Below are 20,877 nucleotides of genomic sequence, written 5' to 3'. Positions count from 1 at the left end.
CTTCGCCGACCGCCATGGAGTGAGAAGTGGACCTCCGGCCCGGGACCGAGGTCCTGGGCCGGAGGGAAATCGAAACTCGAGGCGACTATCCGCCGAGCGAACCGAACATCGTGCCGAGCGAACCGGCACTGCCGGTGCCGCCACCATCGCCGCCGGTGCCTGCCGGCGCGACGGTGATCGACAGGTCATCGGACGAGGCATTCACGGTGCCGGCACCCGAGTACTCGGCCCGGATGACGCGCTGCCCCTGGGTCGTCGGGGTCCAGGTGACCGATGCGCGGCCGCTGCCGTCGACCGTGGCCGTGCCGATGACGGTGTTGCCGTCCTTGAAGGTCACGGTGCCGCCGGCACTCCCGGTGACCTGCGCCGAGATGGTCTGCGCCACACCGACCTGACCGTTGCCGGCCGAGACGACGGTGCCGGACTCGGTGTTGTTCACCGGCTTCGCGGCGACAGTCACGGTCGCGCTGGAGTTGGAGCCTGTGACTCCGTCCCTGCCGGAGAACTCCGCCTTGATCGTGTGGCTGCCGTCGGTCGTCGGCGTCCACGCGTAGGTGGCCTCACCGGCACCGTTCACAGCGACCTCGGCGAGGAGCTGTCCGCCGTCCGTGAACTTGACGGTTCCGCCGGCGGCGGCCGGGTTGACGGTGGCCTTGAGCGTCGACGCCTTGCCGACCTGGGCGCCCGAGACGGCGGCGATCGCCGTGCTCGACGGAAGGTCCGCCTGGATGACCTCGATACCCTGCACGGCTGACTCGGAAGCGGTGGCCCTCGCGGTACCGAGGAACTTCGCCTTGAGGTTGTGCGTGCCACGCGCCCCGGGCGTCCACGCGTAGGTGGCGGTGCCGTTCGCGTCGAGGGTTCCGGTGCCGATCTTGGCACCGCCGTCGAAGAAGTCGACGGCGTCGCCCTGCACGCCACCGGTCACCGTCGCGGCCAGAGTGGTTACCAACCCGACCTGGGCGCCGGAAACCTGCGCGAGCGTCGTCGACGTGGTGTTCTTGTTCACCGTGATCGTCGGGCCCTTGTTCGAATATGTGCCGCTACCCAGGCTGCCGCTGTAGTGCATCGTCGTCATCAACGGGGTCTCCCGAGCACAATCCGCGCCCACCCGATAGTTGAACTCGAAAGTCTGCGACTGCGGGCTGATGTTCGGATACACCGGCCAGTTCCCCGCCACCCGCACATAATCCGCAGCCACCTCCGGACCGGAAGTGTTTCCGCTGACATACGTGAAACAGGTCGGATGCAGATCCTTCACCGCCTGGATCCACTCCACCGGAATTCCGGTCCGCTCGAACTTCGTCGACACCGTCACGATGTCACCCTCGTTCGGCGTCGTATTGCTCACCGTCCGCGTGAACCGGCTGCTGCCGTCGTCCCACGTAATGGATCCCGGTGCCGCACTCGCCGCACCGACACCGGCAGTGACCGCGAATCCGGCGGCGACTGCGAAGGCACTCAGGCCGGCGAGTACACGACGGGTGTTCTTGTCAGACATGCATTTCCTCTCGACAACGAACCTCGATGAACATCGAACCCACGTTGCGGACGACTGGGGCGACTCGCGTGGTGGACATGGTTGTGCCAGTCAGAGGGCGTATCGGTATGACGATCCGAACACGCGGGCCGCGCGGCACTCCGCCGCTGTTCCCGCGGTCGACGAAGTGAATCGCGTCGTCGATCGGGCCATTCTCCGACTCCCCTCAGAGCACGGTCACCGTGGTTCCGGATCCTTGAATCACCGGGACCACGTGTTCTTCCGCCCAGGTGTCGGCCCGACTCCACACACCTGGCTCGTTCTTCTCGACCACAAACGTCGAGTGAAACGCGCCCCACTGTATCGAACAAACGTCCAGATCTGTGTGGAAACCGTTACCGCGAAAGATTCGAGGCCCCCTGCGCATGCGCAGGGGGCCTCGAATCGAGCATCGGATCAGGAGCCGAACGTCGAGCTTCCCCCACCGAGGCTTCCGAGGCTTCCGGTGCCGGGCGAGATGGGCGCGTCAGCGACCTGCACGGTCTGCGAGGTGGACGAAGAGCCCCTCACACCGGGTCCGCCGGTGAAGGACGCGCTGATCTGGTGCGGGCCGGTCGTGCTGAAGATGTGATCGATGCCGACGACACCGTTGCCGACAGGGATACGGGGTCCGATCGGGTTACCGCCGTCGTAGAACTGGACCGTACCGGTGAGCGGCGCCGTGCTCGAGACCTGCGCGCTGAGACGCACCGAGGTGCCGGCGGTCGCATTATCGGGAGCGGTCATGAGCGTCGCCGATTCCTTGGCACTCGGGTCCGGCGTGGACACCTGGACCAGACGCCCTGCCGCACTCGAGTTGGAGGATCCGGCGCTGCCCGAGAACTCCGCCGAGATCGCATGGGATCCGTCGGTCGTGAACGTGTGCGACATGCTTGCGATGCCCCCGGCCACCGGCACGGGCGCGCCGATGTTCGTGTTGCCGTCCTTGAACTGCACCGTGCCGGACGCGTTCGACGGCGTCACAGCCGCCGACAGGGTCACCGGTGCACCCTTGTCGGCCGTCGGCGGAACCGTCACCGCGGTGGTCGTGTTCGTGACCGGCTGCTGCACCGACAGGTTCAGCTGGTCGAGGGGGACCCACCGCTGCGTGTTGTTGAACGAGTAGATGTCGAACTCCATACCCGTAGTTCGCGGGCCTGGCTGAGCGTCCGCCGCCACCTTGTAGGTGAATGTCAGGGTCGCGCCCTTGTTTAGGAGCCCCAGACGGCACCATGCAGCGACGCAGTTGCCAGGTCCCTTCCAGTCCAGCCGCACCAACCCCGTGACCGAATCCTGAGTCGCGTTGCCGTCGAACTGCCCCGACTTGTTCCATCCGCCGCTCACCGAGTCGCCGCGCCACACGTTGGCGGTGACGCCCTGCAGGACGTAGTTCTGCGGCGGGTGGTCCGTGAAGTTCTGCAGATACCGGTCGATGATGTTGGTCGTTTGGAACGTCACCGTGGAGACCACCGTGTCCCCCGGGAAGGCGTTGGGCTTGTCGATCGTCTTGGTCGCCTTGATGTTGTCCGTCGTCACCGTCTGCGACACCGGATCGGCCGCAGCGACACCGCCGCCGAGGACCGCCTGTCCGACTCCGAGCGTGGCGACCGCCATCGCCCCGACGAGCATCTTCGACACGGTTCTCCGCATCACCGATCGGGCCATTCCGACTCCTTCCAGAGCGTCCACCCCGCGCGTCGGTGGGGACACCGACTCCACGCAGCGCATACGAACGCATGTGCAAATGATTCGTCGACCGCCGGCCCGACTCCAACGTTCGACCGTGCTCGATGTGCCGCAATGGCACTCGGAGCCCGTCTCGATCTTTATAGAACAAACGTCCAATATCAGCGAGTTTTCGTTACACCCGCCCGAGGAGGACGGCGGATCTCGCCGCCGCCCTCCTCACGGATGCTTACGACCCGAAGCTCGGCAGACCCGCGAGGCTGCCCGTGCCGGTGGTGCCGCCGGGTGCCGTTTCGGTCGAGGTGATCTCGACGACGCGCACATCCGACGACGAACCCTTCAGGCCTGCCGCACCGGAGTAGACCGCGGTGATCCGGTGGGCACCGGACGTGGTGAACGCGTGGTCCCGCGTGGCGACGCCGTCGACCAGTTCGACGGCCTCCCCGATCGGCGTGTCACCGTCGAAGAACTGGACGGTCCCGTCGACGGGGCCCGACGACACCACCGAGGCCCACAACCGGACGGTGCTGCCACTGGCCGCGCCGGCCGGAACTGTCAATGCCGTCGCGGTGTCGGCATCGGTCGGCGCCGGTGCCGTCACGTTCACCATTCGGGTGACGGCCGTCGACCCGTCGAGCGATGAAACTCCGGAGAACACCGCGGAGATCGCATGTGCACCAACGCCACTGAACGTGTTTGGCAGCCGCACCACACCGTCGGTCACCGCGATCGGGGCGCCCAGATCGGCCCCGCCGTCGCGGAACTGGACCGTGCCACCGTCGACGGCGACACCGGCCGACGTCCGGACCGTCGCCCAGAGATCGGTGACGACGCCGGTCTTGGCCTCGCCGGGCACACTGAGCAGCGTCACCGTTCCACGGGGCGACACGACGGGATCGGTCACCGAGACGGACTGCGGCGGCGACGTCGACGGCTCGAATCCCGCTGCGCCCGAGTACGTCGCGGTGATGTTGTGGGTGCCGACGGACGTGAAGGCGTGGTCGAGCGTCGCAGCGCCGTCGACGACGGCGATAGGGCCGCCGATGGCGGTGGCGCCGTCCTTGAACTGCACGGTTCCGCCGGTCGGCTTCGGGCTGACCGACGCCGACAGCGTCGCCGCGGCACCGGTCTGAGCGGCCGACGGCGCGGTGACCGTCGTCGTGGTCTTCAGATCCGGATCGGTGACCGAAACCAGCTGCGGCTCAGAGGCGGACGAAACGAAGCCGGCGCCGGTGAAGGCCGCCGTGATCGGATGCGTGCCCGCCGAGGCGAATGTGTGAGACACCTGAGCTGTGCCGGCGGTGACCGGAACCGGTGCACCGATGTTCGTGTCGCCGTCCTTGAACTCACCGTGCCGGAGGCGATCCCGGGCTCGACCTTGGCGGTGAGGTTCACGGCGGTGCCGGTGAGGGCGCTCGGTGGCACCGTCGCGGTCGTGGTGGTCGGGACGTCGGCCTCGGCGACGGACACCGACTGCACGCCCGACTCGGATCCGTTCGCGAACGGCGTGCCGGCGAACTCGGCCTGCACCGACCGCACTCCGGCCGTCGACGGCGACCACGCGAAGGTGGCCACACCCGACGCGTTCAGCTGTCCTGAACCGACCTTCGCCGGGCCGTCGTAGAAGTCGACCGGGTTGCCCTCCGCGCCACCGGTCACGGTTGCACTCAAGGTCACCGACTTCCCGACCTGCGCACCCGGCACCGCGGCCAGCGCCGTGGTGGTGGTGTTCTTCGCGACTGTGATCGACGGACCCTTGTTGTTGTACTCCCCCGAACCCAACGATCCGCTGTAATGCATCGCCGACGTCAACGCCACCCCACGCGCACAGTCCGCACCGACGCGATACGAGAACTCGAACGTGTGCGGCTTACCGTTGATCAACGCGCCCACGGGCCATTCCACGGACGACCCCTGGACCCGTGCGAAGTCGGCGCCCTGGCTCTCCAACCCACGCACCGAACCGTTCACCTTCGCCGACCCGTCGACATACGTCAGGCACGTCGGATGAAGATCCTTGACGGCATAGATGTACTCGCCGGGAATCGCCGTCCGTTCGAACTTCGTCGAAACGGTGATGACGTCGCCCTCGTTCGGCGTCGTGTTGCTCACCGTCCGCGTGAACTTGGTGCTGCCGTCGTTCCAGGTCACCGAGTCCGACGCGGCACCGGCCGTACCCGCGCCGAGAACGACGGTGAGCCCCGCCGACAGCGCGGCCACACCCGCGGCGGCCACCAGCCTCCGCTTGGTCCTACTCGACATGCCCATCTCCCGTTCCTCGTGCCACGTCGTCGTTTTCGTCATTCGCTCGCGCATCGTTTCGTTTCCGCTCACGAGCCGAAGGCCGGGATGTCGATGCTGCCGGTGGTGGTGCCACCGCCGGTGGTGCCGCCGGCTTCGGTGACCGCCAGAGTTCCGGAAGTCGACGTGGCGGCGATGAATCCCTCCGCGCCGCTGTACTTCGCGGTGATCGAGTGGGCACCGGTCCCGGTGAACGTGTGCGCGAGCGTCGCGCGCCCGTCCACCAGGTCCACGGCCACACCGAGGGGCTTGTCGCCATCGAAGAACTGCACGGTGCCGTGCGGGGTCCGCGGCGCGATCACGCGCGCGGTGAGAGTAACCGGGCTCCCGGCCGTGCCGGACGCCGGAATCCCCAGCTCGACAGCCGTCGCCAGGTCGCTCACGGCTGCCGCAGTGACGTTGATGTCCTGAGTGTCGGTGGTGGAGGTGCCGTAGGCTCCCGCGCCGCTGTAGACGGCCGAGACCGCATGCGTGCCGGCGGTGTCGAATGTGTGCACCAGCTTGGCAGTTCCGCCCACGACCGGCACCGGAGAACCGAGATTCGTCGCGCCGTCACGGAACTGCACCGTGCCGCCGTTCGACACCTCGGTGCCCTCGGGCAGCTCGAAGACCGTGGCCCACAGCTCGATCGGCGCGCCCGTCTTGGCCTCACCGGGAGCGTTGAGCAGCGTCACCGTACCGATGTTCGACGCCGTCACGGCCACGTTCACCGGCGAGGCGCTGGAGCCGAGGGAGCCCACACCACCGCTGTAGACCGCGGTGATCGGATGCGACCCGCCACGCGCGAACGTGTGGGCTAGCGTCGCGACACCGTCCGAGACGAGCACGGGGGAGCCAAGATCGGTTGCACCGTCACGGAATTGCACGGTGCCGTCGAGAGGTGCCGGGGACACCGTCGCCGAGATCGTCACCTCTGCGCCGACCTCGGCCGTCGAGGGTGCCGTGACGACGGTGGTGGTCGCGACCGCGTCCGGCATCGGCTCGGACACCGTCACCGTCCGGTTGCCCGACATCGAGGGCGCGAATCCGGTGCCGCCCGAGAAGCTGGCGCTGATGCCGTGCGCACCCGTCGTGGTGAAGGTGTGCGACAGCGTCGCGATCCCACCGGCCACCTGGACCGGCGCGCCGATGGCGTTGCCGTTGTTCGTGAACTGCACGGTGCCCGACGCGGTGGACGGCGTCACCGCGGCCACGAGATCGACGGCGAGGCCGGTGGTTGCGTTCGGCGGCACCGTGACCGCCGTCGTGGTGGCGGCTACGGGCGGCGTGACCGTCACGGTTCGAGCCTCCGAAGTCGACGACGCGAAGCCGGATGCGCCCGAGAACTCGGCGGTGATGCTGTGCGCACCGAGCGAGCCGAACGCGTACGACAGAGCAGCCGAACCGTTGGCGACGGGTACCGCCGCGCCGATGGCGTTGCCGTTGTCCTTGAACTGCACGGTTCCCGACGCGTCCGCGGGCGAGACCGCGGCAGTCAGCTGGACGGCGGAACCGGTCGCGGCGGTGCTGGGCACGGTCAGCGCCGTCGTGGTGGCCGCGTCGGGCACGGTGACCCGGATTGTCGCGAGCGGACCCGCGCCCGCGTTGAGGCCGCTGGATTCCCCGTTGCGCGGGCTACAGCGCGTCGGCGCCCACTGCACGCCCAAGAACGACGCCTTTGCAAGCTGGGTACTGAAGTTCTTGTCGTTGTTGTAGCTGCCCGCGTCACCACTCGTGCGGATCTTCGGCTGGATGACACCGGGCTGCCCGGCGACCATCGTGACGTCGATCGCCGGCATCTGGAACCAGGAGTCGCCGTTGCCGTTGGGCGTGCCGTTGATGTTCTTCTTCAGCTTGGGGGCCAGAATGCCGCCCTCGCTGTTGGTGCTGTTGGAGGCGCCGTTTCCGATGACCTCGTTGTTGCCGGAGATCCGAAGAATCGTGCCGTTCGGGTCGACGGTTCCGCTGTCGTTGACCCGGATGACGCTCGGTGCGACGCCCGAGATGTTGACCGCGGAGTTCCCCACGATCGACGCGCTGACGAACGTCGCGTTGGTGGGGATCTCGAAATCGTTCTTGAGGCGCGACAGGTTCGTCGTGGACGCACCCGAATCGGAGTCGGGGAACGACTGCGCGTTCGTCTGCATGCGGAAGGTGAACGTCTCACCCGGCGCGACGCTCGCGGGACTCGTCACCGTCACCGAGGCGGCGGGAGTCTTGGTCACGTTCATCGTCGCCGTGGCCCGGCATGTGGTGGTGAACTCGACCGTCGACGTTGCGGCCGAAGCCGGTTGGACGATCAGTAACGGCCCGGACAGCACCACGGACCCGGCGAACGCGACAGCGCAGCGCCTCCGAAACGAGGAACTCATCAAACTCCCTGAACAAACAGTCGAAGGGCGCCGCGGTTGCTGAGCTCCCGAGCCGGAAGGATAGACCCTCCAACTGGAACGTGTGTCAGTTTTCTAAGTCAAACGTTCAGTTAGCCATTTAACGACAACGACCGAACGAACGAACTGGTCGGATGCTGTTCTTTCGCTACACGAAACAAGGAATTATCCGCCGGTGAAGGACGAATGGCCCCCTGCCCGATACCGGGCAGGGGGCCACTCACTCAGGAGCTACGGAGTCAGGAACCGAACAGTAGGCCGCTCAGGCTGCCGAGCGAACCCAACGAACCGTTACCACCGTCACCGCCGCCGGACTGCACGACGTCCAGCGTCTGCACCGGCGACGTCGAACCCTGCACGCCCGGGCCGCCCGAGTACACCGCGTAGATCTGGTGCGGCCCACTCTGGGTGAAGGTGTGCACCAGTTCGGCGACACCGTTCACCACCGACACCGGCTGACCGATCTCGACACCGCCGTCGAAGAACTGGACCGTGCCCGGCAATGTCGGAGCACCGCCCACCTGGGCAGTCAACGTGAACGCGGTACCCGCCGTTGCCGACTGCCCCGACGCGATCACCACCGTCGACGGCACGTCGGTCGGATTCGGCGCGGACACCTCGACCGGATGCGGCGTCGACGTCGAAGCCGCGAACCCGGCACCCGGAGCGAATACCGCGGTGATCTGATGCGTCCGTACCGTGGTGAACGTGTGCTCGAGCGTTGCCGCACCGTTCGACACCGTCACCGGCGAACCGATCTCGATGCCGCCGTCACGGAACTGCACCGTGCCCGTCGGCACCGCCGTCCCGGACTGCGCCTGCACCGTCGCCGAGAGAACCGTCTCGATGCCCGTCGTGGCCGTGTCCGGGGAACCCACCACGGTCACCGTCTCGACATCGATCGGGGCAGGATCGGAAACCGTGATGCTCTGCGTCGCGGACGTCGAGCCCTCGAATCCGGGCGCGCCCGAGTACACCGCCGAAACCGCGAACGATCCAGCCGAGTTGAACGTGTACGGCATGCTCGCGTGGCCGCTCACATCCACAGTCACCGGAGCGCCCGCATCGGCACCGGCCACCTTGAACTGCACGGTTCCGCCCGTCGGAGCCGGCGACACCGCCGCCGACAGCGTCACCTGTTGACCGGTCTCGCCGGTCGCGGGAACAGTCACCGCCGTGACGGTTTGTGTATCCGGGACAACCGGATTCGTCACCGTGATGCCCTGCGGGGCAGCGGTCGAGTTCGTGAATCCGGCAGCGCCGGTGAACTCGGCAGTCACCGAGTACGAACCAGCAGCACCGAACGTGTACGGCAGCGTTGCGGAACCACCCGACACCGCCTGCGCGGTTCCGACCGGTGCGCCGTCGACCTTGAACTGCACCGAACCCTGGGCATTCGACGGACTAACCGTCGCCGACAGGTTCACCGAAGCGCCCGTCTCCGCAGAGCCCGGAGCGGCAACCGTCAGCGACGTCTGCTGATCAGGATCCGTCACCGTCACCGACTGGGCCGCGGCCGATGAATCCACGAAACCGGGGCCCGCCGCGAAATCGGCAGTGATGCTGTGGGCGCCCGACGTAGTGAAGGTATGCGGCAGAGTGGCAGCACCGTTGACGACGGCTACCGGGGATCCGATGTTCGTGCCGTTGTCCTTGAACTGAACCGTGCCTGCAGCATTCGATGGCGACACCGTCGCCGTCAGATCAACCTCGGAGCCGGTCTGAGCCGAACCCGGAACCGTCAACGACAACGACGTCTGCTGATCGGGGTCGGTGACCGTCACCGACTGTGCCGTGGCAGTCGAGTTCGTGAACCCGGCAGCACCGGTGAACTCCGCCGTCACCGCGTAGGTTTCAGCGGCGTTGAACGTGTACGCGTACGTCGCCGTACCACCTGACACCGTCACCGGGCCACCGACAGCAGTGCCGTCCACCGAGAACTGCACCGTGCCTGCAGCATCCGACGGAGACACCGTCGCCGTCAGATCAACCTCGGCGCCCGTCTCCGCAGAAGCCTGAACACCAACCGTCAGAGACGTGGTCACATCAGGATCGGTCACCGTCACCGACTGGGCCGACGCCGACGAATTCACGAAACCGGAACCGGCAATGAAATCGGCCGTGATGCTGTGCGAACCAGCCGCAGCGAACGTGTGCGGCAAGGTCGCCGAACCACCCGACACCGACACCGGCGAACCGATACTCGTGCCGTTGTCCTTGAACTGCACCGAACCCTGAGCATCCGACGGAGACACCGTCGCCGTCAGATCAACCTCGGACCCCGTCTGAGCCGAACCCGGAACCGTCAACGACAACGACGTCGTCACATCAGGATCTGTGACCGCTACCGACTGCGCCGACGCCGACGAATTCACGAAACCGGAGCCGGCAACGAAATCGGCCGTGATGCTGTGCGAACCAGCCGTCGTGAAGGTGTGCGGAAGGGTAGCCGTGCCACCGGACACCGTCACCGGCGATCCGATGTTCGAACCATTGTCCTTGAACTGCACCGAACCCTGCGCGTTCGACGGAGACACCGTCGCCGACAGATCCACCGAAGCGCCCGTCTCCGCAGAAGCCGGAGCCGCAACCGTCAACGACGTCGCAACATCAGGATCGGTGACGGTGATCGACTGCGCCGCAGCGGTCGAACCCGTGAACCCGGCAGCACCCGTGAACTCAGCGGTCACCGAATACGAACCAGCAGCACCGAACGTATGCGGCAGCGTTGCCGAACCACCCGACACAGGAACCGCCGCACCCACCGGAGACCCATTCACCGAGAACTGCACCGAACCCTGAGCATTCGACGGAGACACCGTCGCCGACAAATCCACCGACGCACCCGTCTCAGCAGAAGCCGGAGCCGCAACCGTCAACGACGTCGCCACATCAGGATCCGCGACCGTCACGGTCTGCGCCGCTGCCGACGAATTCACGAAACCGGAACCGGCCACGAAGTCGGCGGTGATGCTGTGCGCGCCGGTAGCTGTGAAGGTGTGCTGCAGCGACGCCTGGCCACCGGACACCGTCACCGGGGATCCGATGTTCGAACCATTGTCCTTGAACTGCACCGTGCCCGACGCGTTCGACGGCGTCATCGCCACGGACAGGGTCACCGGAGTGCCGGTCACGGCAGTTCCCGGGACCGACAAGGCGGCGCTGGTTGCAACCGGGGCGTTCACCTGCACGTTCTGCGCGGCGGACTGCGACGAGGCCGCGATCGCCGTGCCCGGGAACTTCGCCGACAGACTCCGGGCACCCGCCGTGGTCGGAGTCCACGCGTAGGTCGCGACACCCGCCGCGTTCGACTGGCCGTCACCGAGCTTCGTTGCACCGTCGTAGAACTCGATCGTGCTGCCTTGCGCCACGCCGGTCAGCGTCGCACTCAGAGTGACCGCCTGCCCCGTCACGATCGGATTGGGCACCGCGGCCAACGTCGTGGTGGTGGCGTCCTTCGCGACGGTGATCGTCGGACCCTTGTCCGTGTAGGTGCCATCGCCCAGTCCGCCCGAGTAGTGCATCGTCGTCATCAGCGGAGTCGCACGGGCACAGTTCGCGCCCACTAAGTAGTTGAACTCGAACGTCTGCGACTTCGGGCTGATGTTCGGATACACCGGCCAGTTTCCCGACACCCGAACGTAGTCGGGAGCGATCTGCGGGTTGGAGGTGTTTCCACTGACAAATGTCAGGCACGGCGGGTGGATGTCCTTCACTGCCCAGAGCCACTCGACCCCGCCACCGGTGCGCTCGAACTTCGTGGACACCGTGACGGTCTCCCCCACAGAAGGGGCGGCGTTGCTGACCGTGCGGGTGAACTTGCTGTTGCCGTCCTGCCAGTTCACCGACGCCGGTGCGGCACCTGCTGCCCCCACACCGACGGTCGCTGCGAATCCCGCGGACAATGCGAAAACGCTAATTCCGCCGACTATTCGGCGAAGTCCCCTGCCAACCATGCACTTCCCTCTCGACGACGACTCGACGGCCGCCAACTCAACGGATCAGGTACGACCTGGGACATCGCGCTGAGGGGATCGAGTCCGGGGCGCGTTGCAGGGCCCATGCCACCCCCTGCAACCAACCGCAGCCCGACTCCGCGTCTGAAATGCGGCTCGAACTCTACCGGACAAACGTCCAGATCAGGATCGAACGAGGGATTCGACCAGTGGAACGACTGTGGCCCCCGGACCATCAGGTCCGGGGGCCACAGTCTGCGTCAGTCGAGAGGTGTCAGGACCCGAACCGCAGCCCGCTCAGGCTGCCGAGAGACCCCGTCCCCAACGACCCGAAGCTGCCCGTGCCGTCACCGGACTCGGCGACATCGAGCACCTGCACCTGGGACGTCGAACCCGCCACGCCCGGGCCGCCCGAGTAGACCGCGTGAATCTGATGCGGACCGCTCAGGGTGAAGGTGTGCGCGACCTCGGCGAAGCCGCCCACCACGGGCACCGGCTGACCGATCTCGACGCCACCGTCGAAGAACTGCACCGTGCCCGGCAGCGACTGCGCACCGATCACCTGAGCCCTCAACGTGAACGGCGTGCCGGCCGTCGCGGATGTAGTCGACGTCATGACCGCCGACGTCTGGACGTCCACGGGGTTCGGCGCGGACACCTCGACCGGACGCTGCGTCGACGTGGATCCCGCGAAGCCCGAGTCGGGCTGGAACACCGCGGTCATCTGACGCGTCCCCGGGGCGGTGAACGTGTGCTGAAGTGACGCCGAGCCGTTCAGCAGGGCTACCGGCGAACCGATCAGCGAATCGCCGTCACGGAACTCCACCATTCCCGTCGGGACAGCTGTCCCGCTCTGCGCCTGCACCGTCGCCGACAGCGTGGTCTCCACGCCGGTCGTCGCCGAACCCGGAACACCCAGCAACGTCACGGTCTGGATGTCGACCGGAGCCGGATCGGTCACCGTGATGTTCTGACCCGTGGCCGTCGAGTTCGTGAACCCGGTAGCACCCGCGAACTCGGCCGTAACCGTATACGTATCAGCAGCATTGAACGTGTATGGCACTGCCGCAGCACCACCCGACACCGTCTGCGGCGATCCCACCGCGACACCGTCGACCTTGAACTGCACCGAACCCTGAGCGTTCGACGGTGACACCTGAGCCGACAGGCTCACCTGCTCACCAGTCCTAGCGGTCGCCGGCACCGACACCGTCGTCGTGGTCTCCTGATCCGGATCAGTCACCGTCACCGCCTGGGCCGAAGTGGTAGAGCCCGCGAAACCCGCAGCACCGATGAACTCCGCCGTCACCGCGTACGTGTCAGCGGCATTGAACGTGTGCGCCAGAGTCGCCGAACCACCCGACACCGTCACCGCAGCACCAACCGTGCTGCCGTTGACCGAGAACTGCACCGTTCCTTGAGCATTCGACGGAGTAACCGTCGCCGACAGATCCACCGACGCACCCGTCACCGCAGAACCCGGCACCGTCAACGACAACGACGTCTGCTGATCCGGATCCGAAACCGTGACGTTCTGAGCCGACGCAGTCGAATCCGTGAACCCGGCCGCACCCGTGAACTCAGCGGTCACCGAGTACGAACCCGCAGCACCGAACGTATACGGCAGCGTCGCAACACCACCCGACACCGTCTGAGGCGAACCCACCGCGACACCGTCGACCTTGAACTGCACCGTGCCCTGAGCATTAGCCGGAGCCACCGCCGCCGACAGGCTCACCTCGGAACCGGTCTGAGCCGTACCCGGCACCGTCAACGACACCGACGTCGTCACATCAGGATCCGTCACCGTCACCGACTGGGCCGCCGCCGACGAATCCACGAAACCGGGGCCGGCCGTGAAATCGGCAGTGATGCTGTGCGAGCCCGCAGAGGTGAACGTATGCGGCAACGTCGCAACACCATTCACCACGACAACCGGAGAACCGATCGGGGCACCATTATCCGAGAACTGCACCGTGCCCTGAGCATCCGAGGGAGACACCGTCGCCGTGAGATCCACCGACGAACCCGTCACCGCAGAAGCGGGAGCGGCAAGCGCCAGCGAGGTAGTTACATCGGGATCGGTGACCGTGACGTTCCGTCCCGGGGCCGTCGAGTTCGTGAACCCGGCAGCACCGGTGAACTCGGCCGTCACCGCGTAGGTGTCAGCCGCGTTGAACGTGTGCGGCAACGTCGCCGAACCACCGGACACCGGAATAGCCGTACCCACCGGAGCGCCGTTCACCGAGAACTGCACCGAGCCCTGAGCATCCGACGGCGACAACGTCGCCGTCAGATCCACCTCGGCACCCGTCTGGGCCGAACCCGGAACCGTCAACGACAACGACGTCGCCACATCAGGGTCGGTGACCGTGACGGACTGCGCGGCCGAAGTCGACCCGAAGAAGCCGGCGCCGGGGACGAACTCCGCGGTGACGCTGTGCGCGCCGGCCGAGTCGAATGGATGAGAAAACGTGGCCACACCATTCACCGGCGTCACCGGCGAACCGATGTTCACACCGCCGTCCTTGAACTGCACCTGGCCGATCGCGTTGGTCGGGTTCACGGTCGCTGTCAGCGTCACCGGCTGCCCCGTCGTCGCGGACGTCGGCGCCTGGAGTGTGGTGGTCGTGGCGAACTCCTCGACCCTGACCTTCACGTTGAACGGATTGGCACCCTTCGGGTTTCCGGAGAACGCCCACACGTCCAGCAGCACGCCGCTGTCATACGTACCGAACGCGAAAGTGTCCGGTACCCGGTAGCTGGTCTCGAGCGTGACGTTCTGCCCGCTCTTGACGATGAACCCGTTGCCGAAGGCGTTGCAGCCACTGCCGCTGCACTTTGCGGTGACGCCGCCATCCGACTCGTTGGTGAAGGTGGCCTTGTTCGTGGCACCCAGGTACGTCACCTTGGGGCTGCCCGACACCAGCGTGAACCCCGCGGGCGGCACGTCCCGGAACTTCGGAATGTAGCGCTCCACACCGCTGTCCACCCAGATGGTGCTCTTGTACGTGACCGTGTCGCCTCGATGGAGGACGTTGCTACCGATCACTTCCTTCTTGAACTTGACGTTGTCGGACGAGCCCTGGTTGCTGGCCGGAGGTGGATCGGCCGCAAAGGCCAGGCCACTTCCCGCGACCAAGAGTCCGACCGCCGCTACACCCGCTACGACCGGTGTAGCGAGCCGCCGCAAGGATGACAAACCCACTGAATCCTCCCTCAGGTATGCGCTTCCCCGACCCAGCGGTGTAAAAAGAATGCCGACGCTAGCTGGACTGCAGCGTCACCGTTTGCTGATCGTTGCAGAGTCGTTTCTCGGCAACCGCCAAGAGCGATTTCCATTCGCCAACAATCATTTTCGGATCTGACGATCTCAGGCGCGGCCCCGTCTCCGCATGGAGGCGAGACCGCGCCTGGATCAGGAACTACTTACGAGCCGAACTTCAAGCCACCAAGAAGGCCGCCGAATAGTCCGCTCAGACTGCCCAAGCTTCCGCTCGGGTTGCCCCCGGAGACCTGGACGGTCTGCGAACCCGAGGTCGAGTTCGCGATGCCCTGGCCGCCACTGAACACCGCGTGGATGCTGTGCGCACCCGACGTGGTGAAGGTGTGGTTCAGAACCGCCGTGCCATTGACCACCGGCACCGCGTCCCCGATCGGGTTGGCCCCGTCGAAGAACTGGACCGTGCCGTTCACCGCAACGTCACCCGCACCGGTCACCTGCGCCGACAACTGCACCGAGGTTCCGGCCGTCGCGTTCGCCGGCACCGTCACTACGGTGGCCGTCTCGACGTCGGCCACTGTCGGCACCGTGACCACGACCTGCTTCGCCCCGGCGTTGGAACCGGCAAACCCGGTCGCGCCGCTGAACGTCGCGGTGATGGTGTGCGTGCCCGCCGCGGTGAAGGTGTGCGCCAATGTGGCAACACCGTCAACCACCGGAGCTGTTCCGATCGACGTTGCGCCGTCGAAGAACTCGACAGTGCCGCCGCTCGGGACGACCTCCGCAGTCGCGGCGTTGTACACGGTTGCGTACAGATCCTCCGGCTCACCGGTCTTGGCGTTGCCCGGGACGTTCAGCATCGTCGTGGTGTCCGCCTCCACCGGAGTGGGATCCGAAACCGCGATCGTCTGCGCAGACGCAGCCGAGTCCGTGAATCCGACCGCACCGGTGAACGCTGCAGTCACATTGAACGAGCCCGCGGCAGCAAAGGTGTGCGTGTACGTTGCCGCACCGCCCGACACCGTGACCGGAGCACCGACCGGGCTGCCGTTCACCGAGAACTGCACCGTGCCTGCGGCATTCGCCGGAGTCACCGACGCCGACAGATCCACCGCAGCACCCGTCTCAGCCGTGGCCGGAACCGTCAGCCCCAGCGTCGTCACCACATCCGACGGAGCCGGATCCGAAACCGCGACGTTCTGAGCCGACGCCGTCGAACCCGCGAACCCGGTGGTTCCCGAGTACACCGCGGTCACTGCATACGAACCCTCCGCATTGAACGTGTACGGCATGCTCGCGTGACCGGTGCCATCGACATTCACCGGAGTACCGACATCGCTGCCGGCGACCTTGAACTGCACCGTGCCACCGGTCGGAACCGGGGCAACCGCAGCAGACAATGTCACCGAGGAGCCCGTCTCAGCGGTGCCCGGGGCCGTCACGGTGGTGGTGGTCTCGGTGTCCGGCACCACCGGATCGGTCACCGTCACGGTCTGTGCACCCGCGGTCGAGCCCGCGAATCCCGCTCCACCGGTGAAGGTGGCCGTGATGCTGTGCGAACCGGCCGAGGTGAACTGATGCGACAGCGTCGCAACACCGTTCGAGACCGTCACCGGCTGACCGATGTCGGTGCCGTTGTCCTGGAACTGCACCGAACCGACCGCATTCTGCGGAGTGACGTTCGCCGTCAGGTCCACCGCTGCGCCGGTCTCCGCGTCCTGCGGGACCGTGAGCTCAGTCGTCGTCGTAGTGACCGGATCCGTCACAGTGACGTTTTGCGTCTGCGCCGCAGTGGAGGCAGCGAATCCGGCGTCACCGGTGAATGCTGCGCCGACCGCGTACGAGCCGGCAGTGGCGAACGTGTGCGGCAGCGTCGCAACACCGTTGGACACCGTCACCGGCGAACCGATGTTGCTGCCGTTGGCCGTGAACTGCACCGTGCCGGAAGCATTCTGCGGGGCGACGTTCGCGGTGAGCGTCACCTCGGCCCCGGTCGCGGCGTTGGCCGGAGCCGACACCGTCGTCGTGGTCTCGACATCCGGAACCACCGGATCGGCGACGGTCACGTTCTGGGCTCCCGCGGTCGAACCCGTGAAGCCGGGTGCGCCCGTGAAGTCGGCCGTGATCGCGTGTGCGCCGGCCGCGGTGAACGAGTGCGACAACGTCGCCGCACCGGACGCCACCGTCACCGGGGAACCGATGTTGTTGCCGTTGTCCTTGAACTGCACGGTGCCCGCGGCATTCGCCGGGGTCACGGTGGCGGTCAGGTCGACGGCCGTGCCGGTCTCCGCGTTCTGCGGAACCGTCAATCCCAGCGTCGTCGCGACATCGACCGGGGTCGGGTCGGACACTGTCACGGTCGAAGCCGCCGACGTCGAACCGGTGAAGCTACCGGCACCGGTGAACACCGCCGTCACCGAGTGCGAACCGGCAGACGTGAACGTGTGATCCAGGCTGGCCGAGCCGCCCGACACCGCCACCGGGGAGCCGATGTCGGTGCCGTTGTCCTGGAACTGCACCGAGCCCGTCGCGTTGTTGGGCGCGACGTTGGCAGTCAGCGTGACCGGGGCACCGGTCTCCGCGGTCGCCGGGGCCGTCAGGGTCGTGGTGGTCGACACCTGAGAGGCAGCGACATTGATCGTCGCGAGTGGTCCGGCGCCAGCATTGAGCGCTCCGCCCTCAGTGTCGCGGGGGCTGCAGCGGGTGTCGGCCCACTGCGTGCCGAGGAGAAAGACCGAAGCCTTGGGCAACGTCGTGTTGAAGTTCTCGAACGCGTTGAAGTTGCCGGCCGCGCCAGCCGTTCGAATCTTCGGAGTGATGGGGGTCCCGCCAACACCGGCGACGACTGTGACGTCGACCGCCGGCAACTGGAACCAGCTATCCCCGTTGCCGTTGGTGCTGCCATCGATGTTCTTCTTCAGTTTGGGCGCCCGAATCCCACCCTCGCTGTTCGTGCTGGACGAAGGCCCGTTACCGATGACCTGGTTGTTTCCGGACAGACGCAGAATCTGCCCGCTCGCGTCCGGGCTGCCGGAGTCGTTGACACGCAGCACGCCGGGCGCCACGTTGTCGAGGTTGATCCCGGATCCGACCACCGCCGCACTTACGAAGGTGGAGTTTTCCGGAATCATGAAGTCGAACTTGAGCCGCGAGATGTTCGTCGTGGTCGCACCCGAATCGGAGTTCGGATACGAGGAGGGTCCCGACTGGATGCGGAATGTGAAGGTCTCGCCCGGCTCCACCTGAGTGGGTGCCGTGACAGTCACTGAAGAATCGGTCGTCTTGACGACCTGCGAGATCGAGTTGTTCGCCTTGCAGGTCGTCTTGAAGTTGGTCGTCGTAGTGACCGGGGCGTTCGCCGCGGACGCGGTGGTCGGAGTTACCACCAACATCGCGCCGGCGACGAGCGCTGTGCCTGTGAGTGGCACGACACAGCGCCTCACTATCGAATTTTGCATACTCGCTTCCTTTGCAGAAGTTGCGGATGGGGGGAGGGGAAATCCGCAGAGGTCCGCACACCATAACGGCGGGATTACGCCTATGTGTCGGTTTTGCCGACCAAACGTCCAAATGTTGCTGGGGATTTGCCAAACACACGTTTGTTACCGGCCGGTACGTCCGATCCGGAAGAAACCCTCGGCCGCCACATGGACACGGAGGCGAAAAAATAGCTTCCAACTGGGTCAACATGCCTGGACATGAGTCCAGTACCATGTCTAGCGTCGCCGTGTGTCCAGAATCGGGAACTTCACCTCGGGATTAACCCTTACGCTTCACCCCGCACCGAAATGAGCCCCAAACTCGACACCGATGGCCCCGCCCTCGCCGAGACGCCGACCGGGAATCGACCCGCTACGGCGAACAAAGAATTGATCACTCCTACATACCGCAGGGTATTATTGAATTGAATTCCAGAAATGGAATTCGGCCTGGCCAGCCACCGGGCCGCGAGCCCGCACCGCCGCGGGTACGGTCTGACGGGTGTCTCCCGAACGTCAGCGCACCTACACCTGGAACGACCCCGCCCCGATCGCGGATGCCAACCGGAACCTCAGTGGACTCGAGTTCGTCCGCGGCCTGGTCGACGGCACCGTCCCGCACCATCCCACCGCGAGCACCCTCGGCTTCCGCGTCACCGACGCCCGCGAAGGCTTCGTCGAGATCACGGCCGAGCCGGCCGAGTGGCACTACAACGCCGTCGGCAGTGTGCACGGCGGCGTCATCGCCACGATGATCGACACCGCGATGGGCTTCTCCGTCTCGAGCACCCTTCCGGCCGGCGTCGGATACACCACCCTCGACATCACCGTCCGGTACATCCGCGGCATCAAGGCCGAACAGGGATCCATTCGCGTGCACGGCTTTTCGGAGCACACCGGCCGCACCACCGCCACCGCACGGGCCGAGGTCCGCGACGACCGGGACCGGCTGCTGGCGACGGCGTCCACCACCTGCCTGATCCTGCGCTGACCCCGAAAACACTTCGGCCGAATGTCACATGCGTTCGGTCCAACTGAACGCATGTGACATTCGGCCAACACCAAAAGTGAGCACTACGGCGCCGTCAGCACCTCACGGCCGACGAACGGCACCAGGGCGGCGGGGACCTTGACGGAACCGTCTGCCTGCTGGTGGTTTTCGAGGATCGCGACGAGCCAGCGCGTGGTGGCGAGGGTGCCGTTGAGGGTCGCGGCGGTCTGCGGCTTGCCGTTCTCGTCGCGGTAGCGCACCGCGAGGCGGCGGGCCTGGTAGGTGGTGCAGTTCGACGTCGACGTCAGCTCGCGGTACTGCTGCTGGGTGGGAACCCAAGCCTCGCAGTCGAACTTGCGGGCCGCGGACGAACCGAGGTCGCCGCCGGCGACGTCGATGACGCGGTACGGGAGCCCCATCGCGTCCAGCATGTCGCGCTCCCAGGCGAGCAGACGCTGGTGCTCGGCGTCGGCGTCCTCGGGCTTGCAGTAGGTGAACATCTCCACCTTGTCGAACTGGTGGACGCGGATGATGCCGCGGGTGTCCTTGCCGTAGCTGCCGGCCTCGCGACGGAAGCACGACGACCAGCCCGCGTACCGCTTGGGGCCGTTCGACAGGTCCAGGATCTCGCCCGAGTGGTAGCCCGCGAGCGGGACCTCGGACGTGCCGACGAGGTACAGGTCGTCGTCCGCGAGGTGGTAGATCTCGTCGGAGTGCTGGCCCAGGAAACCGGTGCCCTGCATGATCTCGGGGCGCACCAGCACCGGCGGGATCATCATGGTGAAACCGTTGGCCATCGCCTTCTGCGCCGCGAGCTGCAGCATGCCGAGCTGGAGCATCGCACCGAAGCCGGTGAGGAAGTAGAACCGCGAGCCCGACACCTTGGCGCCGCGCTCCATGTCGATCAGTCCCAGCGACTCACCGAGCTCGAGGTGATCCTTGGGCTCGAAGTCGAACGTCGGGATCTCGCCGACGGTCTCGAGCGTGATGAAGTCGTCCTCGCCGCCGGCGGGCGCACCCTCCTGCACGATGTTCGAGATCGCGCGGTGGGCGGCCTCCATCGCGGCCTGCGCCTCGTGCTGGGTCGCCTCGGCGTCCTTCACCTTCCGCGCCAGTTCCTTGGAACCCTCGAGCAGCGCGGGACGCTCCTCCGGGGACGCCTGCCCCACCTTCTTGCCGAACGCCTTCTGCTCGGCGCGCAGGGTGTCGCCGGCCAGGACAGCGGCGCGGCGGGATGCATCGGCCTCGAGCAGCGCGTCGACCAGACCGGGGTCTTCACCGCGGGTGCGCTGCGAGGTGCGGACGGCGTCGGGGTTCTCGCGAAGGAACTTGAGGTCAATCACGACCACAAAC

At 66.4% G+C, this 20,877-nt stretch carries 10 protein-coding genes; 1 reads left to right on the top strand and 9 read right to left on the bottom strand.

All coding sequences use genetic code 11. The features are described 5' to 3' along the window. Nucleotides 1-85: 85 nt before the first annotated feature. The 8 genes from J2X34_RS26220 to J2X34_RS26185 form a co-directional block, all read right to left on the bottom strand. Entirely contained in the window at nt 86-1,501 is a 1,416-nt protein-coding gene (locus tag J2X34_RS26220) for an Ig-like domain-containing protein (protein WP_114724133.1), read from the bottom strand. A gap of 435 nt (nt 1,502-1,936) precedes the next feature. Then, the gene (locus J2X34_RS26215) at nt 1,937-3,184 is read right to left on the bottom strand and encodes an Ig-like domain-containing protein (protein WP_429520153.1); all 1,248 of its coding nucleotides are present in this window, start codon (nt 3,182-3,184) and stop codon (nt 1,937-1,939) included. A gap of 250 nt (nt 3,185-3,434) precedes the next feature. After that, nucleotides 3,435-4,490 carry an Ig-like domain-containing protein gene (locus J2X34_RS26210; protein ID WP_429520152.1) on the bottom strand — a complete coding sequence of 352 codons (1,056 nt, stop codon included), beginning with the start codon at nt 4,488-4,490 and terminating at the stop codon, nt 3,435-3,437. Beyond that, a complete protein-coding gene (locus J2X34_RS26205) occupies nt 4,373-5,509 on the bottom strand; it encodes an Ig-like domain-containing protein (RefSeq protein WP_429520151.1) in 1,137 nt (378 codons plus the stop codon). The genes J2X34_RS26210 and J2X34_RS26205 overlap by 118 nt, the downstream gene beginning before the upstream one ends. A 26-nt stretch (nt 5,510-5,535) precedes the next feature. Continuing rightward, the gene (locus J2X34_RS26200) at nt 5,536-7,857 is read right to left on the bottom strand and encodes an Ig-like domain-containing protein (protein WP_429520150.1); all 2,322 of its coding nucleotides are present in this window, start codon (nt 7,855-7,857) and stop codon (nt 5,536-5,538) included. 257 nt (nt 7,858-8,114) lie between these two features. Next, on the bottom strand, nt 8,115-11,780 hold the full coding sequence (locus J2X34_RS26195; RefSeq protein ID WP_429520149.1) for a beta strand repeat-containing protein: 3,666 nt from the start codon (nt 11,778-11,780) through the stop codon (nt 8,115-8,117). 325 nt (nt 11,781-12,105) lie between these two features. Further along, complete coding sequence (locus J2X34_RS26190; protein WP_429520148.1) at nt 12,106-15,039, bottom strand: Ig-like domain repeat protein; 2,934 nt, start codon at nt 15,037-15,039, stop codon at nt 12,106-12,108. Nucleotides 15,040-15,260: 221 nt separating this feature from the next. Further along, nucleotides 15,261-18,482 carry a beta strand repeat-containing protein gene (locus J2X34_RS26185; RefSeq protein ID WP_429520147.1) on the bottom strand — a complete coding sequence of 1,074 codons (3,222 nt, stop codon included), beginning with the start codon at nt 18,480-18,482 and terminating at the stop codon, nt 15,261-15,263. A gap of 553 nt (nt 18,483-19,035) precedes the next feature. On the opposite strand from J2X34_RS26185, the gene J2X34_RS26180 reads away from it, so the two are divergent. Continuing rightward, complete coding sequence (locus J2X34_RS26180; RefSeq protein ID WP_114724140.1) at nt 19,036-19,524, top strand: PaaI family thioesterase; 489 nt, start codon at nt 19,036-19,038, stop codon at nt 19,522-19,524. An 83-nt stretch (nt 19,525-19,607) separates the two neighbouring features. Here J2X34_RS26180 and serS read toward each other — a convergent pair whose 3' ends face one another. Continuing rightward, nucleotides 19,608-20,867, bottom strand: a complete 1,260-nt coding sequence (gene serS, locus J2X34_RS26175) for a serine--tRNA ligase (protein ID WP_174907455.1) — start codon at nt 20,865-20,867, stop codon at nt 19,608-19,610. Nucleotides 20,868-20,877: the final 10 nt, after the last annotated feature.

Source organism: Rhodococcus sp. BE178, from assembly GCF_050433545.1.
GTDB lineage: Bacteria > Actinomycetota > Actinomycetes > Mycobacteriales > Mycobacteriaceae > Prescottella.
The sequence above is the reverse complement of the archived record's forward strand: the minus strand, read 5'-3'. Positions and strand labels throughout refer to the sequence as shown.

Bases quoted from the DNA above. Each gene is read 5' to 3' on its own strand.
- J2X34_RS26220 (WP_114724133.1), bottom strand. From the start codon at position 1,501: ATGTCTGACAAGAACACCCGTCGTGTACTCGCCGGCCTGAGTGCCTTC.
- J2X34_RS26215 (WP_429520153.1), bottom strand. From the start codon at position 3,184: ATGGCCCGATCGGTGATGCGGAGAACCGTGTCGAAGATGCTCGTCGGG.
- J2X34_RS26200 (WP_429520150.1), bottom strand. From the start codon at position 7,857: ATGAGTTCCTCGTTTCGGAGGCGCTGCGCTGTCGCGTTCGCCGGGTCC.
- J2X34_RS26205 (WP_429520151.1), bottom strand. From the start codon at position 5,509: ATGACGAAAACGACGACGTGGCACGAGGAACGGGAGATGGGCATGTCG.